Raw genomic sequence first — 14,955 nt, 5'->3', positions numbered from 1 at the left:
CGGTGAATGTTTACCATTGATGACCTGGCCGACCGACTCGGCGGCTACTTACCCCCCGGCGAGATTCAACAGGTCAAACGCGCCTTTTATTACGCTGAGCAGGCCCACGACGGTCAGCGGCGTCGCTCCGGCGAACCTTATGTTACCCACCCCCTGGCGGTAGCCAACATCCTTGCCAACATGCACATGGACCATCAAAGCTTGATGGCTGCCATGCTGCACGATGTGATTGAAGACACCGGTGTATCGAAACAAGCCCTCGGCGCCCAGTTCGGCGAGCCAGTGGCGGAACTGGTTGACGGCGTCTCCAAGCTGACCCAGATCACCTTCGAAGATAAAGCCGTCGCCCAGGCGGAAAATTTCCAGAAGATGGTCCTGGCGATGTCGCGGGATATCCGCGTGATTATCGTCAAGCTCGCCGACCGGCTGCATAACATGCGCACCCTGGGCGCACTGCGCCCCGACAAAAAGCGTCGCATCGCCCGTGAAACCCTGGAAATCTATGCCCGCATTGCCGGGCGATTGGGTATCAACACCATCCGCGTCGAACTCGAGGACCTGTCCTTCCAGGCGATCCACCCGATGCGGTCGGAGCGAATCAAGCGGGCTGTCTCCAACGCCCGCGGGCATCGGCGCAGTGCGATGCGGGAAGTCCAGGCGACATTGCAAAAAAGCGTCGACGACGAAGGCCTGAGCGGTACGGTCGTCGGCCGCCAAAAGCATCTGCTGTCGATCTATCGCAAGATGCGCGACCAGCGCAAACCCTTTGTCGAAATCATGGATGTGTTCGGCTTTCGCATCATCACCGACGATGTGGCCAGCTGCTATCGCATTCTGGGCGTGGTGCATAATCTGTATAAACCGGTGCCGGGGCGCTTCAAGGACTACATCGCGATTCCCAAGGCCAACGGCTACCAGAGCCTTCACACCACCCTGTTTGGCGCGCGGGGCATGCCCATCGAGGTGCAGATTCGCACCCGGGAAATGGAGGCCATGGCCAATAACGGCATCGCCGCCCACTGGCTATATAAAGCCGGGCAAACCTCGCATCCGATCGCCGAAGGCAGCCATGCCCGCGCCCGGGCCTGGGTGAAAGGGCTTTTGGAGATGCAGCGCCATGCCGGGGATTCTCTGGAGTTCATCGAGCACGTCAAAAACGACCTGTTTCCCGACGATATCTACGTGTTTACCCCCAAGGGCGACATCATGGAGCTGCCCCAGGGCGCTACCGTGATCGACTTCGCCTATACGGTGCACACCGATATCGGCAATCACTGCATCGCCTGCCGCATCGATCGCCATCTGGCGCCGCTTTCCACGCGTCTCGAGAGTGGTCAGACGCTGGAAATCATCACGGCGCCCGGGGCCCGTCCCAATCTGGCGTGGCTGAACTTCGTCACCACGGCCAAGGCGCGCTCGGCCATTCGTCATGCCCTCAAGCATCAGCAGCATACCGAAGCGGTGATGCTCGGGCGGCGGCTGTTGAACAAGGCGCTGGCCCCTTTCAATACCAGCCTGGAAGAGCTGGAGCCGACGGTGATAAGCCGTGCGTTCGAGCAACTCGACGTGTCGTCGGAAGAGGCACTGTTAGAGTCGTTGGGCCTTGGCAACCGCGTTGCCCACGTCGTCGCGCGGCGCCTGGTGGATGTTGCGGACGGTCATCCCAGCGAGCAGATTAACGAAGGCACCCACCATAAACCGGTGGTGATAAGCGGCAGCGAGGGCATGGTCATCAACTTTGCCCGCTGCTGTCACCCGCTGCCCGGCGATAGCATCATCGGCCACCTTTCGATGGGGAAAGGGCTTGTGGTACACCGGTCTGAATGTAAAAACCTGATGGACAGAGACGACCCCGATAAAGTCTTTGCGCTGGAATGGTCAGAGAACATCGACGAAGACTTCCCGGTTGTCCTTCGCATTGAAATCGAAAGTCGCCGAGGGATCGTGGCGCAACTCGCCGGGCTGGTCACCGATGCGGATGCCAACATCGAGCGCATCGGGATCGAAGAGCGCGATGCGCGTCTCGCCACGGTGAACCTCACGCTTGCAGTAAAGGGTCGCGTTCACCTTGCCCGCATCATGAAACGTATTCGCAACCTGCCTAACGTCAGCAAAATAACCCGCATGGCAAATTAAGCGCCCGCTGTGGCGACCTGCTGGCCCATGGCTGGCAGCGTTAGCCATGGCGAGACCACCATGATCAACGTTGAGTGCACCAAGGAGCATGACATCCAATGAGCAACAAAGCTGTTATCAACACCGAGAAAGCCCCCGCTGCTATCGGCCCCTACTCTCAGGCGGTTAAAGCAGGCAATACCGTGTACCTGTCAGGCCAGATTCCGCTGGACCCGGCCACCATGGAAATCGTCTCGGACGATTTTGAGCTGCAGGCTCGTCAAGTATTTACCAACCTGCAGGCGGTCTGCGAAGAAGCCGCCGGGACGCTTGGCGATATCGTCAAGCTGAACCTGTACCTGGTCGAGCTGGATAACTTCGCGATCGTGAACAAGGTGATGGAAGAGTTTTTCGATATGCCATTCCCGGCCCGTGCCGCGGTGGGGGTAAAAGCCCTGCCCAAGGGGAGCCAGGTGGAAGCCGAAGCCGTCATGGTCATTGGCGATTAAGGCAGAGCAAGCATCTGCCATGAGTAAGTATCTGCCATGAGCAGGCTGGAGGCTCATGGCAGTGTGATGGGCCCGTGATGACGGTTACGCTTTTTGCACGCGCCAGAAGCCGCCTTCTTTCAATACCTGAGCGTAGCCCTCGCGGAACGTTGGGTAGCGGAATTGATAGCCGGTTTCGAGGATCCGCCGGTTATCGCAACGCTTGCTGGTGCGTCGACGCAGCGGCGATTGCATCGTGTCGGTGGACGCGACCTTGAGCTGCTTGGCAATCCAGTCCATCACGTTATGCATGGTGACCGGTTCGCAATCGCTCCCCAGGTAGAGGTCCGCCAGCGGTCGGCCATTTTCCTGGCAGTGAATCAGATGGGCCAGAATGCCGGTGCAGTCGTCGCGGTGAATACGGTTGGAATAGATCACCGGGGTGACCGCGGCGAGCCGCCCTTCAGCGACCTGATGGATGAGCCGGTCGCGGCCAGGACCATAGATGCCCGAAAAGCGCACTACGGTGCCAGGTAGCGGGTGGTTGATCAGCGCCTGTTCGGCTTCGCACATCAGCGTGCCGGAGAAGCTTGTCGGTTCGGTCGGGCTTTCCTCGTTGACCACCTCGCCTTCCTGCTGGCCGTAGACGCTGGTCGACGACACGAAAAACACGCGGCGTGGCGGTGTGGCGTGTTGTTCCATGACGCTCAGTACCCGTTTCAGGCCCTCGGGGTAAGCGCTCTGGTAGGCACTTTCTTCAAAGTGGTCGGCGCTCACCGTATAAATGACGTAATCCGCCTCGGGAAGCGCGCTTGCGTCGGCGTATTCAAGCTCATTGAGGTCCAATGCCAAGGGCTCGATGCCGGTATCCTGCAGGGCTTCGATACGGCGACGAACGCCAATCACGCGGTGTCCTTCGCTGAGCAGTTCGCGACCGAGCGTTATGCCGATATCGCCACAGCCAATAATGAGTACGGTTAGCGTCACTTGCTCGCTCCTGTTGATAAATAATCCCTATTAGATACAAGGTCCCTGATCTACAATTCCCTATAGAAGCAATTGTAGAGATGACATCGTCAGCAGGGCCTGTCTGTGTCCTTTTCCTACCCGCTAACTGTCGCGATCGCTAGTCACAAGCTGCTACGAGAGGATGCCACTGGCGCCAATATGACTTTAACAGAACTTCGCTACATCGTAACCCTTGCCCAAGAACGCCACTTTGGCCGTGCCGCCGAGCGCTGTCATGTTTCCCAGCCCACCTTGTCGGTGGCGGTCAAAAAACTCGAGGATGAATTGGAAACGCCACTGTTCGAGCGTTCCAAGGCGACGGTCCAGGTAACGCCGTTAGGTGAAAAGATCATCGCCCAGGCGCAGCGCGTACTTGAGCAGAGTAGCCTTATCTTCGACATGGCCAGCGCGGGTAAAGACCAGCTTGCCAATCCACTGCGTATCGGGGCCATTTATACCATCGGCCCCTATCTGTTCCCGCACCTGGTGCCCGAACTGGCCAAGGCCGCACCGCAAATGCCCTTGTATATTGAAGAAGGCTTGACCGGCGGGTTGCGTACCAAGCTGCGCAGCGGTGAGCTGGATGTCATCATCGTGGCGTTGCCGTTTACCGAAACCGACGTGGTGACCAAGCCGATTTACGATGAGACCTTTGAGGTACTGCTGCCCGCCAAGCATCGCTGGGAAGCGCGGGAGGCCATCCATAAAGAAGAGCTATTGGAAGAGCGTCTGCTACTGCTGGGGGAAGGCCACTGTTTCCGCGACCAGTTGTTGGAAGCCTGCCCTGCGATCACGCAAAAGCTCAACAATCCCAATAATACGCTCATTGCCGAAGGTGGCTCGCTGGAGACAATCCGGCATATGGTGGCCTCCAAGCTGGGCATCACCGTGCTGCCTCAGTCGGCGCTGGGCACCGACCAGTATGAAAACGCCATGCTGGTCAGCCGCCCCTTTGTCAGCCCGGCACCCTCGCGAACGGTAGCGATTGCCTGGCGGGCCAGCTTTCCGCGCCCCAAAGCCATTGATGCGTTGGTCAACGCCATCAATCATTGTCGTCAGCCAGCCCAGGCGTCGACGGTTGCCTCATGACGGCGCTTTCGGCACCGGTCACCGCCCTTAAAGGCGTAGGAGAGGCACTGGCGCTAAAGCTCGGCCGCCTGGGGATCGAGCAGGTCAGCGACCTGCTGTTTCATCTGCCGTTGCGTTACCAGGACCGCACCCGGCTGACGCCAATCGGCGAGCTACGCGCGGGCAGCGAGGCGGTGATCGAGGGCGAGGTCACCGCCTGCGACGTGGTCAAAGGGCGCCGACGCAGCCTGCTGGTGCGGTTGCGTGATAATAGCGGCATTTTAAGCCTGCGCTTTTTTCATTTCTCCCCCGCCCAGCAGCAACAGCTGAAGCCTGGGGCCACCGTGCGGGCGTTTGGTGAAGCCCGCGCCGGGGCGACGGGGCTGGAAATCTATCACCCCGAATACAGGCTGAGCGGTGGCAGCGAAACGCCGGTCGACGAATACTTTACGCCGATCTACCCCGCCACCGAAGGGTTGCATCAAACGCGCCTGCGCGCCCTGACCCAACAGGCGCTGGGGCTTTTGGAAAATCAGCCCGAGGCGCTGCCCGACGTTATTCCCGACGCCCTGCGCCAGCGCTTTCAGCTACCCGGGCTGCACGCCAGCTTGAAGCTACTCCACCAGCCGCCGCCGGATGCCGACCTGGAACAGCTGACCCACGGCCAGCACCCGGCGACGCGGCGTCTGGCGTTGGAAGAATTGCTGGCGCACCAACTAAGCCTGCGCGAGGTGCGTTTGCGCATCCAGGCGGATGGTGCCCCCGAGTTGCCGTCCGGGCGAAGCCTTCAGGCGCGTTTTCTCGCCCAACTGCCCTTTGCCCTGACCGGCGCCCAGGGGCGGGTACTGGAAGAAATTGCCCTGGACCTTGCCCGCCCAGCCCCCATGTTGCGGCTGGTACAGGGCGATGTGGGCTCGGGAAAGACCGTGGTCGCCGCCATGGCGGCGCTGTCGGCGCTGGCGGGGAACTGCCAGGCGGCGATCATGGCGCCCACGGAAATCCTCGCCGAGCAGCACTACCGCTCGTTTAAAGCCTGGTTCGAGCCACTGGGCATCGAAGTGGCCTGGCTGGCGGGCAAGCTCAAAGGTAAAGCGCGGCTGGATACCAAGGCGGCGATTGCCGATGGCCGTGCGCGCATGGTGGTGGGCACCCATGCGCTGTTTCAGGACGATGTACATTTCCAGTGCCTGGGCTTGGCGATTATCGACGAACAGCACCGTTTCGGCGTGCACCAGCGCCTGGCGCTGCGTGAAAAAGGCGAAGCCGGCGGCCTGACGCCGCATCAGTTGATCATGACCGCCACGCCGATTCCCCGTACGCTGGCCATGAGCGCCTACGCGGACCTGGATGTCTCGGTAATCGACGAGCTTCCTCCCGGCCGGACGCCGGTCAAGACCGTAGTGGTCTCCGACGAGCGCCGCCCCGAAGTGGTCGAGCGTATCCGGCGCGCCTGCAGCGAAGGCCGCCAGGCCTACTGGGTGTGCACGCTAATCGAAGAGTCCGAAGCGCTGCAGTGCCAGGCGGCGGAAGTCACCCGCGACGAGCTTACCGAGGCGCTGCCGGAGCTTGCCATTGGCCTGGTGCACGGGCGCATGAAGTCCAGCGAAAAAGCCGAGGTGATGGCGGCGTTTAAAGAAGGAGAGCTGGATTTACTGGTCGCCACAACGGTGATCGAGGTGGGCGTGGACGTCCCCAACGCCAGCCTGATGATTATCGAAAACCCCGAGCGGCTGGGGCTTTCCCAGTTGCACCAGCTGCGCGGCCGCGTGGGGCGCGGCAGTACCGAGAGCTTCTGCGTGCTGCTCTACCACCCGCCGCTGTCCAAAACCTCCCGCCAGCGTTTGGCGGTGATGCGCGAAACCACCGATGGTTTCCGCATCGCCGAGAAAGACCTGGAAATCCGTGGCCCCGGCGAAGTCCTCGGCACCCGCCAGACCGGCCTGGCCCAGATGAAAATCGCCGACCTGGAGCGCGACGGTGACCTGCTGGACCAGGTCACCGCCCTGGCCCAGTCGCTGCAAGGCAACAAGGACATCACCACCGTGCTGGTGCGCCGCTGGCTGGGCGAAGCCGCCGGGCGCTATGGGCAGGTTTAGCCAACGCTAGGTCGCTGGATCCGGCGTGGTAATCAGACGACTCGCCGCCTCGCTCAGCGGTGCCAACTGGTTCGCAATCAGGCGTAGCTGGCTCTGGATGGGCCGGTAACGCGTGACGGCGTTTTCCTCTTTGGCTGGGTCTTGGTCATCGAGCTGCGCGATCAGTGCCTCCGCCTGGGCCGACAGCGGGGTGATCGGCTGGCGGTTTTGAAGCTGCTCGGCGAGCTGGTCGAGCAGTTCGCACATGCGCTTGGCGGCGGGCACAGACGCGCTGTCGTCCTCGTCGTCGGCTAGCTGGTGGCGATGGGCACCGAGTGCCGAAAGGTGGCTCAGCAGGGTGTTGGAGAGCACTAGAAAGCGCAGCCCGTTGTCGGCATCCTGCTTACGGTAGTGCCCCGGCTCGTGAAGCATATTGGTGAGCAGCGTGGACAACGCCGCATCGGCGTTATGCGCATTGCGCCGTGCCAGGCGATACGCTAAATCGTCCTGCTTGCCTTCTTCGTACTGGTGAATGATTTCTTCCAGGTAGCGGCGATGGTTGGTCAGCACATGCGCGGCCTCGCGATTCAGCCGCCGACCTTGCCAATCGGGCAAAATGAAGAATACCGCCAGGCCCGCGATCAGGGCGCCAATCAGCGTATCGAACAGGCGTGGCCAGATAAGATCGAAGCCATCGCCCACCTGATTGAAACTGCACAGCACCAGTAGGGTAATCGAGGCGGTGGCGATCACGTAGTGCTTTTCGCGGTTGGCGAAGAACGATACCCCGGCGGCCACGGCGATCATGCTTTGCACCAGCGGGTTGGGGAACAGGCTGATGGATGCCCAACCGACGATCAATCCCAACACCGTGCCCATGATCCGTTGAGAGAGAAACCGACGCGTGGTGGCAAAGTTGGGTCGGCAAACAAAGAGTGTGGTTAACAGTATCCAGAATCCCTGTTCCGGATCGAGCCAATGCAGGAGCCCATAGCCTACGACGAGTGCCGTGCTCAGCCTGACGGCATGGCGAAAGGTGGGTGAGCCCAGGTGCAAATTAAGCCTTACCCGTTTCCAGGCTTCGCGCAAGCTGGAAGGCGAGCGATCAAACAGGGCGCTATCGCGGCGTTCGTCGTTGGCGTCAGGGTTATGCGCACTGGCAATCTGCGCTTCCAGGGTGGTCAGGTTGTCGGCCAGTGCGTTGAGCGGGCGCATGAGCGGGCGCCACTCGGGTTTTTCCCGGTCGTCAAGGTTATCAATCGAGGCGCGTAGATCGGCCAGGGCCTGCTCGCTCTGTTCGTGGCCGAACGGGCGGTTGAGCAGCAGCGACTTGGCTAGCTGACGGCAGGCACGACCCTGTTGATCGAGAAGCCGCTGGCAGCGAAACAGCACGTCATGGTGAAAAAACGCCTCGGTCAGGGCGCCATACGGGTAGTGAGTGGAGCTTGCCCGCTCGTGGATATCCTGGGCGATAAAGTAGATGCGTAGATACCGGTTGAGCTTCTGGTCACCCCGCTGGCCTTCCAGGCGACGAAAGATCATTTCCTTGGCCTGATTAAGTGCGGTGACGACCTTGCCGTTCTGGCGTGCCAGCGCCACGCGGCGGGCTTCGACATCCACGCCCCGGACCGGCTCGAACAGGGCCGACTTCAAGATCAGAAATTCACCCAGCGCCTTGTATACCCGCGCCATGCTCTGCTTGACCGGCTGGCGCGAAAAAAGCGCGCACCAGATGACCGAAATGACGCCGTACCAGGCGGCACCCCCCAGCAGCAGCAATTGACGGTAGGCGACGTCTTCATCCACCCCGCCGTGCTGTTCAATGTTGATCATCGAATAGATCGACAGAATCAGCGTACCGGAGGCGATGGTAGCATAGCGTTGACCAATGGCCCCGAGCATGATCAGGGTAAAGGTCGACACCGCCAGCCCCAGGGCAAACAGCCACGGCCAGGGGAACAGCCACTGCACGATGAACGATGCCGACGCAAAGCAGGCAAGCGTCACCAGTAGCGCCTGAAAGCGACCCTCCCAGCTGTCATCGGTTTCCGACAGGGCGCTGGCGATAATACCCAGAAACAGTGGGATGACCAGCGCCACATCGCCCAGCAGCGCGCTCAGCAGTAGCGCACCGCTGAAGGCGATAAAGACGCGTAGGCTGTAGGCGAACTTATCCAGCGTCCAGAGGCGGCGCAGCGGTAATGCGATGGGCATAGGGTCTCTTGGTGGTCGCTTTTATTAGACTTTAGTCGTGACCATAGTATAGAGGGTTTGGGTAGCGCCTGTCTGCAACGCTGATCCATCAGTTATCGGCGAGGGTGTAACGTAGCAGTGGGGTGGGAGAGTCACTGGTGGTATTCGGACAGGATGACGTGACTGGCCCCTCGAGCGTTAACAGTGCCGTCGGGGCCGCAAACTACAAATACTTGAGCAGTTTCTGCAGCTTGTTCATATCGGCGGAGTCACCTACCAGGCGGACCTCGCCGTTGACCATGCCGTCGAGGAAGGCTTGCTGCGTGGGCTTCTTGAGGATGCGTAAAGCGGCCTCGTCGTCGCGAAAGCGCAGTTCAAGGTCCAGATCGACCGGCAACCCTTTACCAGAAGTAATTCGGGTAGGCGTCATCCGGTAGTGGCGGGCAATACTTAGATCTTCCGTAGCAATGCCCCAGTCAAGGCCGCGCATGCGTTCCAATTGTTCACGAAAGCGCGGCTTGCGGCGCAGGGCACGTTTGAGCAGAAAGCCCAACAGCCACAGCGTCAGCTTGAGCTTCATCAGGAAACGGCGTCCTTTAGCGCTTTGCCGGGCTTGAAGGCGACATTTTTGCTGGCCGGGATCTGCAGCGGCGCACCGGTCTGCGGGTTTTTGCCGGTACGCGCGGCACGCTCACGGACGGTAAAAGTGCCAAAACCAATCAGGGCAACGTCTTCGCCTTTGGAAACGCTGTTGGTAATTTCATCAAGGATCACGTTGAGGACTTGGCCCGCTTTGTCTTTGGACAGGTCGGCGTTTTCTGCAATGGCCGCGGCAAGTTCAGGTTTACGCATAAGGAAACTCCCTTTGTTTAATGATCGTGCAAGATACACTGTCGTGTTGTTGGTCAGGACACTGCAGGCCTGGCCGTCATTTCAGCCGGGCCGCCAGCGCCGCGAAATTTAGCCTAGCAGCGTAGGGGCTGCTCTGGAAAGCTCCACTTTCCTTTTCACGCAGCTGCCTGTCAATGCAAATCCAATCAAACGTTCGTCTCTATCTTCAGCGATTGCCGTCATGTCACCGCCTTCGCCTTCGATCCGCCAGCGTTCGGGTGGCTGGACAGGTGGGTAAGCAACCACCGGTAACAGGGGCGTTTTGACGATCACCGGCCATGCCCCAAAGCGCACCGCCGTGGGTGTGCCGGACAGGGTGGCGGCCAGCGCCTGGGCGCTGGCTTGCAGCGGCTGGACGTACATGGCGTTGACGCCATCAACACAGGCAACGTCGCCCAGGGCGTCGATATCCGGGTGAGAGGTGCGCAGTTGCCGGTCCACCAGGATACCGCTGGCGGAAACCGTGAGCCCCGCTGCCTCGGCCAGTTCGGTACGCGGGGTCAACCCCGTCGCCATCAATATCACATCGACGTTGAGCGCGTCGTCGTTATCCAGCGTCAGCGTGACGCCGGGGGCATCATCAAGGGCCATGGTCTGGATGGTTCTGCCCAGGGCAAGATGGATGCCTGCGTCCACAAACGCCTCGCCGAGCGCGCGGCCCAGGGGGGCAGGCAACAAGCGGGAAAGTGGTGTGGCATCGGGGGCGATAATGGTGACGTCATGACCGCCCGCGTGCAGATCGTTGGCAAACTCGCAGCCGACCAGGCCTGCGCCGATCACCGCCACGCGCGCGGGCGTTGTTCCCAGGGCATGATGAAAACGGCGATAGTCGTCAAGGTCGTTGACGGTAAAGCAATGCGCTTTGACGGGGTCGGGTATCGCCATGGGCACCCGCGGTTCGGCGCCGGTGGCCAGCACCAGGCGGTCGTAGCCAAGCGCTTGGCCATCTTCCAGCCGCAGCGAGCGGTTCGCCACGTCAATCTGGCGGACGGGGGTATGGGGGAGCACTCGAGCGTCAAGCGATTCGGCAAGCGCCGTGGCGTTGCGCTGTGCGAGCTTTTCGGGCGGCAGGCGCTTGGCGAAGCCGGTGGACAGCAGCGGTTTGGTATAGTCATCGCCGCTATCGGCGCTGATCAAGTGCAGGGTGCGTGTATCGCCTTTGCGGCGCAGCGCACGGGCAAGACCAACGCCCGCCATGCCAGTGCCAACAATAACGAGCTCAGCGTGTGATGAGGGCATCCGGGTATCCAGTGGTCAGTGGGACAAAAGCCTGTAAAGCCCACATGTTACACTAGGTGATCGTTTAATTGCCTGGAGGCTCTGGTGTCGCGTCACTGTGTTGGAACCGCCCCTGATCTGCCATGTTGGCGTCCCATTAGCGCGCTGCGTCCGGCGATGAGCGCGCCGTGGTGGCAATGGGTTGCCTCCACGGACTCACTAACGGCGCGTATTGTCTCCGCAGGGGGCGAGCGGCCTTTTCGCGTGCGTTTGTTGCGCCAGGGTGTCGGCTTTCCCCGGCCGCATGAGGCCCTGGCGCTGGGTATGCCAGCCCGGCGCTATGCGTGGCTCCGCGAGGTCGCCCTGTGCGTGGACGAAACACCATGGGTCGTGGCGCGCTCGGTGGCTCCCCTCAAGGCGCTCAGGGGCCAGTGCCTGGAACGCCTGGGGGAGCGCTCATTGGGCAGCTGGTTGTTTCGCCAGCCGGACCTGGTGCGTAGCCCGCTGTATGCCACGCGCCATGCGCCTGGTTTTGCTTTCCCTGGCGATGATCGTATTAGCAGCCTGTGGGGGCGCCGCTCGGTATTTCAGAACGGCGGTAAGAATGGCGGGTTATCGCTGCTGGTGCAGGAATACTTTTTATCGACCATGACGGATGATCTTGTGCTGCCTTCGCGCTAGGCTAAGGCAGCGTCTCTTGGATGGGTGAGGTAAGCATGGATCGTTCTTTATTGCGGCCAACCGGGTTGAGTCGGCTGGCAGACTTCATACAGCTGATGCGGCTGGACCGGCCGATTGGCACCTGGCTGCTGATGTGGCCAACGTTATGGGCCTTATGGGTGGCTGCTGAGGGCGTACCCGGTCGCAATGTGCTGTTGATTTTTATCGCCGGTGTCTACGTCATGCGCGCGGCGGGCTGCGTGGTCAATGATTACGCCGACCGCCATGTCGACGGTCACGTCAAACGCACCCGGCACCGCCCCCTGGCCACCGGGCGGATCAGTGAGACCGAGGCGCAGCTGCTGTTTATCGGGCTGGTGACGGCGGCCTTCATGCTGGTGCTGTTGACCAACTGGTTTACCGTGCTGCTGTCGGTGGGCGGCGTGGTGCTGGCCTTCATCTACCCGTTCATGAAGCGCTACACGCATTTTCCCCAGGTGGTGCTGGGAGCGGCATTTTCCTGGGCGATCCCCATGGCGTTCGGTGCGGTCCTGGGGTACGTGCCGGTAGAGGCGTGGTTGCTGTTCCTGGCCAATGTGCTGTGGACCGTCGCCTACGATACCCAGTACGCCATGGTCGATCGCGACGACGATATAAAGATCGGCATTAAATCGACGGCCGTGCTGCTGGGTAATGCCGACCGGCTGGTGATTGGGCTGCTTCAACTGGCCACGCTGGCACTGCTGGCCTGGGTGGGCGCGCGCATCGGGCTGGGCGGTTTTTTCTGGCTCGGCCTGGCGGGGATGGCGGCGACCTTCGTCCACCAGCAGCGCTTGATCCGTCACCGTGAACGGGATCCCTGTTTTCAGGCGTTTCTGAATAACCACTGGTCGGGGCTGCTGGTGTTCGCCGGGATTGCGCTGAGTTGGTGGCCAGCGGCTGGCTAATCTCTGCAAGTGTCATAGAATTGTCATCAAGTCATGGTGTGATCGTCATGTACCTGTCACTGGATTACTTTCTATCGGACACCGTGAGGCTCTGGAATGACCGCCAAGACCGTCTTGATCGTCGATGATGAAGCATCCATTCGCGAGATGATCGCGGTGGCGCTGGAAATGGCCGACTACCGTGTTCTTGAAGCGGACAACGCTCAGGATGCCCACGCCATGGTCGTTGATCATCAGCCTGACCTGCTGTTGCTCGACTGGATGATGCCCGGCACCAGCGGCATCGAGCTGGCCCGGCGCCTCAAGCGCGAGGAGACCACCGCCGAACTGCCGATCATCATGCTCACCGCCAAGGGCGAAGAAGACAATAAGATACAGGGCCTCGAGGCGGGAGCCGATGATTACATCACCAAGCCGTTTTCGCCCCGTGAACTCGTGGCACGCCTCAAGGCGGTGCTGCGCCGTGCAACACCGCGTGGTGTGGAAGATCCCATCGAAATTAATGGGCTGCTGCTTGACCCGGTGGGCCACCGGGTCAGTGCCAACGGTAAAGACCTGGATATGGGGCCGACCGAATACCGGCTGTTACAATTCTTCATGACCCATCAGGAAAGGGCCTACACACGCAGCCAGTTACTTGACCAGGTGTGGGGAGGTAATGTGTACGTGGAAGAGCGCACTGTGGATGTGCATATTCGTCGGCTACGCAAAGCCCTGGGTGACGCGCATCAGAACTTGATTCAAACGGTTCGCGGTACCGGCTACCGCTTCTCCGCTCGAGCTTAACCGTGCGTTTGTGGAGCCGTGAACTGTGGCGTTTGCTAGGTTGGGCGGCACTCGGCACCTGTCTGGGCTGGTTGCTTGGCCTGCCGGGTCTGGGGCTGGCCGGTGGCTTCGCGATGTGTCTGGTCTACCATTTGCGACAATTGCGCGCGGCCTACCGTTGGCTGACGCAGCGCCCGCAGGACGAACCGCCCGCCGCAAGGGGCCTGTGGGGCGAACTGTTTGATCGTCTGTACCGTTATCAAAAAAGCCAACGCATTACCCAGAGCCGTCTCCGCTCGACGCTTGCCCGCATTCAGGAATCCTCGGAAGCCATGCGCGATAGCGTGGTGATGCTCGACCGCCACGGCGACCTGGAATGGTGGAACAGTGCCGCCAGCAATATGTTGGGGCTGCAAACCGCCCATGACCGCGGCCAACATATTACCAATCTGCTTCGCGACCCGCGGTTCATCAGCTATTTCAACGCCCGCGACTACAGTGAGCCGCTGACGCTCACGTCGCCGATCGATGAGCGCCGCATCCTGCAGTACCAGATCACCCTTTACGGTGACGACGAGCGCCTGGTCATGGCGCGTGATATTACGCGGCTGCATCAGCTAGAGCAGATGCGTCGCGACTTTGTGGCCAACGTCTCCCATGAGCTGCGCACACCGTTAACCGTATTGTCGGGCTACCTCGAAACCTATGGCGAGATGGCTGATCAGCTTCCCCCCCGTTTGGGACGCAGCATCGGGCAGATGCAGGCCCAGACACAGCGCATGCAAAACCTGGTCAACGACCTGTTGCTGCTGTCGCGGCTGGAAATCGATCAGGGCGGACAGGATCATCAGCCCATGGACGTGACGTCCCTGTTAAACAGTGTAGGGGCCGATGCGCTGGCGCTTTCCGAGCATCAGCACACGCTCACCATTGAAGGCGACTACCCCGCGCAGTTGGTCGGCAGCGAGCAGGAAATCCGCAGTGCCATTTCTAACCTGGCGTTCAATGCGGTACGTTATACGCCCGCTGGCAGCGAGATTACGCTGCGCTGGAAAGCGTTCGGGCAAGGTGCCTGTATCGAAGTGTGCGACGACGGCGAGGGGATTGATCCCGTGCATATTCCGCGTCTTACCGAGCGCTTTTATCGCGTCGATAAAGGCCGCAGCACCGCCACCGGGGGCACCGGGCTTGGGCTTGCCATCGTCAAACATGTATTGCTTCGCCACGACGCCCAGTTGCAAATCGACTCGCATCCGGGCGAAGGTGCCCGTTTCCGCTGTGTTTTCCCCGCGACCCGCCTGAGCACATCGGCCACGCCGCCGCGTAGCGTCCCCACGGTTACATAGTGCGCGGCTGCGCTGCTGGGCATTGGCGTCACATGTGTCATTACGGCACATGTCCAGCGTATCCAAATGACACTCCTTGGCGATCAAGCGGTCTGGATAGAAGTATTTAACTCTTTGTTATTATTGATGAATAATCCATTATTTGAATGGCTGGCATAGAGGCTGCTCTTTATTGGGTAAG

13 protein-coding genes are annotated in these 14,955 nt (G+C 60.6%); 8 read left to right on the top strand and 5 right to left on the bottom strand.

The features are described from left to right. Positions 1-6: 6 nt before the first annotated feature. Positions 7-2,136 carry a RelA/SpoT family protein gene (locus BMX75_RS02275; protein WP_066315789.1) on the top strand — a complete coding sequence of 710 codons (2,130 nt, stop codon included), beginning with the start codon at positions 7-9 and terminating at the stop codon, positions 2,134-2,136. A gap of 98 nt (positions 2,137-2,234) precedes the next feature. After that, entirely contained in the window at positions 2,235-2,624 is a 390-nt protein-coding gene (locus tag BMX75_RS02270; RefSeq protein ID WP_066315792.1) for a RidA family protein, read from the top strand. Between the two features lie 84 nt (positions 2,625-2,708). Here the strand turns inward: BMX75_RS02270 and BMX75_RS02265 are convergent, their stop codons facing one another. After that, positions 2,709-3,590, bottom strand: a complete 882-nt coding sequence (locus BMX75_RS02265; protein ID WP_092824878.1) for an SDR family oxidoreductase — start codon at positions 3,588-3,590, stop codon at positions 2,709-2,711. Between the two features lie 180 nt (positions 3,591-3,770). Here BMX75_RS02265 and BMX75_RS02260 point away from each other — a divergent pair, with 180 nt between their 5' ends. Then, the gene (locus BMX75_RS02260; RefSeq protein ID WP_092824876.1) at positions 3,771-4,700 is read left to right on the top strand and encodes a hydrogen peroxide-inducible genes activator; all 930 of its coding nucleotides are present in this window, start codon (positions 3,771-3,773) and stop codon (positions 4,698-4,700) included. Next, a complete protein-coding gene (recG, locus tag BMX75_RS02255) occupies positions 4,697-6,775 on the top strand; it encodes an ATP-dependent DNA helicase RecG (protein ID WP_092824874.1) in 2,079 nt (692 codons plus the stop codon). The genes BMX75_RS02260 and recG overlap by 4 nt, the downstream gene beginning before the upstream one ends. A gap of 6 nt (positions 6,776-6,781) precedes the next feature. On the opposite strand, the gene yccS is transcribed toward recG, so the two are convergent. The 4 genes from yccS to BMX75_RS02235 all read right to left on the bottom strand — a co-directional run bounded on the left by yccS (position 6,782) and on the right by BMX75_RS02235 (position 11,077). Continuing rightward, positions 6,782-8,968, bottom strand: coding sequence for a YccS family putative transporter (gene yccS / locus BMX75_RS02250; RefSeq protein ID WP_092824872.1), 2,187 nt, complete (start codon positions 8,966-8,968; stop codon positions 6,782-6,784). A 202-nt stretch (positions 8,969-9,170) separates the two neighbouring features. Next, complete coding sequence (locus BMX75_RS02245; RefSeq protein WP_092824870.1) at positions 9,171-9,527, bottom strand: hypothetical protein; 357 nt, start codon at positions 9,525-9,527, stop codon at positions 9,171-9,173. Next, positions 9,527-9,838 (bottom strand): HU family DNA-binding protein, encoded by a 312-nt coding sequence (locus tag BMX75_RS02240; protein ID WP_172822115.1) that lies wholly within the window; start codon positions 9,836-9,838, stop codon positions 9,527-9,529. Before BMX75_RS02240 ends, BMX75_RS02245 begins: the two co-directional genes overlap by 1 nt. A 69-nt stretch (positions 9,839-9,907) precedes the next feature. Then, positions 9,908-11,077: an NAD(P)/FAD-dependent oxidoreductase gene (locus BMX75_RS02235; protein WP_092824868.1), complete on the bottom strand. Its 1,170-nt coding sequence runs from the start codon at positions 11,075-11,077 to the stop codon at positions 9,908-9,910. An 84-nt stretch (positions 11,078-11,161) separates the two neighbouring features. Here BMX75_RS02235 and BMX75_RS02230 point away from each other — a divergent pair, with 84 nt between their 5' ends. From BMX75_RS02230 to phoR, 4 genes are all read left to right on the top strand, one after another. Further along, positions 11,162-11,737 (top strand): chorismate--pyruvate lyase family protein, encoded by a 576-nt coding sequence (locus BMX75_RS02230; protein ID WP_245748319.1) that lies wholly within the window; start codon positions 11,162-11,164, stop codon positions 11,735-11,737. Between the two features lie 35 nt (positions 11,738-11,772). After that, positions 11,773-12,663 (top strand): 4-hydroxybenzoate octaprenyltransferase, encoded by an 891-nt coding sequence (gene ubiA, locus BMX75_RS02225; RefSeq protein ID WP_092825092.1) that lies wholly within the window; start codon positions 11,773-11,775, stop codon positions 12,661-12,663. A 96-nt stretch (positions 12,664-12,759) separates the two neighbouring features. Then, positions 12,760-13,449 carry a phosphate regulon transcriptional regulator PhoB gene (phoB, locus tag BMX75_RS02220; protein ID WP_066316481.1) on the top strand — a complete coding sequence of 230 codons (690 nt, stop codon included), beginning with the start codon at positions 12,760-12,762 and terminating at the stop codon, positions 13,447-13,449. Between the two features lie 2 nt (positions 13,450-13,451). After that, positions 13,452-14,774: a phosphate regulon sensor histidine kinase PhoR gene (phoR, locus tag BMX75_RS02215; protein ID WP_092824864.1), complete on the top strand. Its 1,323-nt coding sequence runs from the start codon at positions 13,452-13,454 to the stop codon at positions 14,772-14,774. Positions 14,775-14,955 lie beyond the last annotated feature (181 nt).

The organism is Vreelandella subterranea (genome assembly GCF_900111305.1).
In the GTDB taxonomy this organism is placed as follows: domain Bacteria; phylum Pseudomonadota; class Gammaproteobacteria; order Pseudomonadales; family Halomonadaceae; genus Vreelandella; species Vreelandella subterranea.
Note: the sequence above shows the minus strand (reverse complement) of the source record. Positions and strands in the feature narration are given on the sequence as shown.

Bases quoted from the DNA above. Each gene is read 5' to 3' on its own strand.
- yccS (WP_092824872.1), bottom strand. From the start codon at position 8,968: ATGCCCATCGCATTACCGCTGCGCCGCCTCTGGACGCTGGATAAGTTC.
- phoB (WP_066316481.1), top strand. From the start codon at position 12,760: ATGACCGCCAAGACCGTCTTGATCGTCGATGATGAAGCATCCATTCGC.
- BMX75_RS02270 (WP_066315792.1), top strand. From the start codon at position 2,235: ATGAGCAACAAAGCTGTTATCAACACCGAGAAAGCCCCCGCTGCTATC.
- ubiA (WP_092825092.1), top strand. From the start codon at position 11,773: ATGGATCGTTCTTTATTGCGGCCAACCGGGTTGAGTCGGCTGGCAGAC.
- BMX75_RS02245 (WP_092824870.1), bottom strand. From the start codon at position 9,527: ATGAAGCTCAAGCTGACGCTGTGGCTGTTGGGCTTTCTGCTCAAACGT.
- BMX75_RS02275 (WP_066315789.1), top strand. From the start codon at position 7: ATGTTTACCATTGATGACCTGGCCGACCGACTCGGCGGCTACTTACCC.
- BMX75_RS02235 (WP_092824868.1), bottom strand. From the start codon at position 11,077: ATGCCCTCATCACACGCTGAGCTCGTTATTGTTGGCACTGGCATGGCG.
- BMX75_RS02260 (WP_092824876.1), top strand. From the start codon at position 3,771: ATGACTTTAACAGAACTTCGCTACATCGTAACCCTTGCCCAAGAACGC.
- recG (WP_092824874.1), top strand. From the start codon at position 4,697: ATGACGGCGCTTTCGGCACCGGTCACCGCCCTTAAAGGCGTAGGAGAG.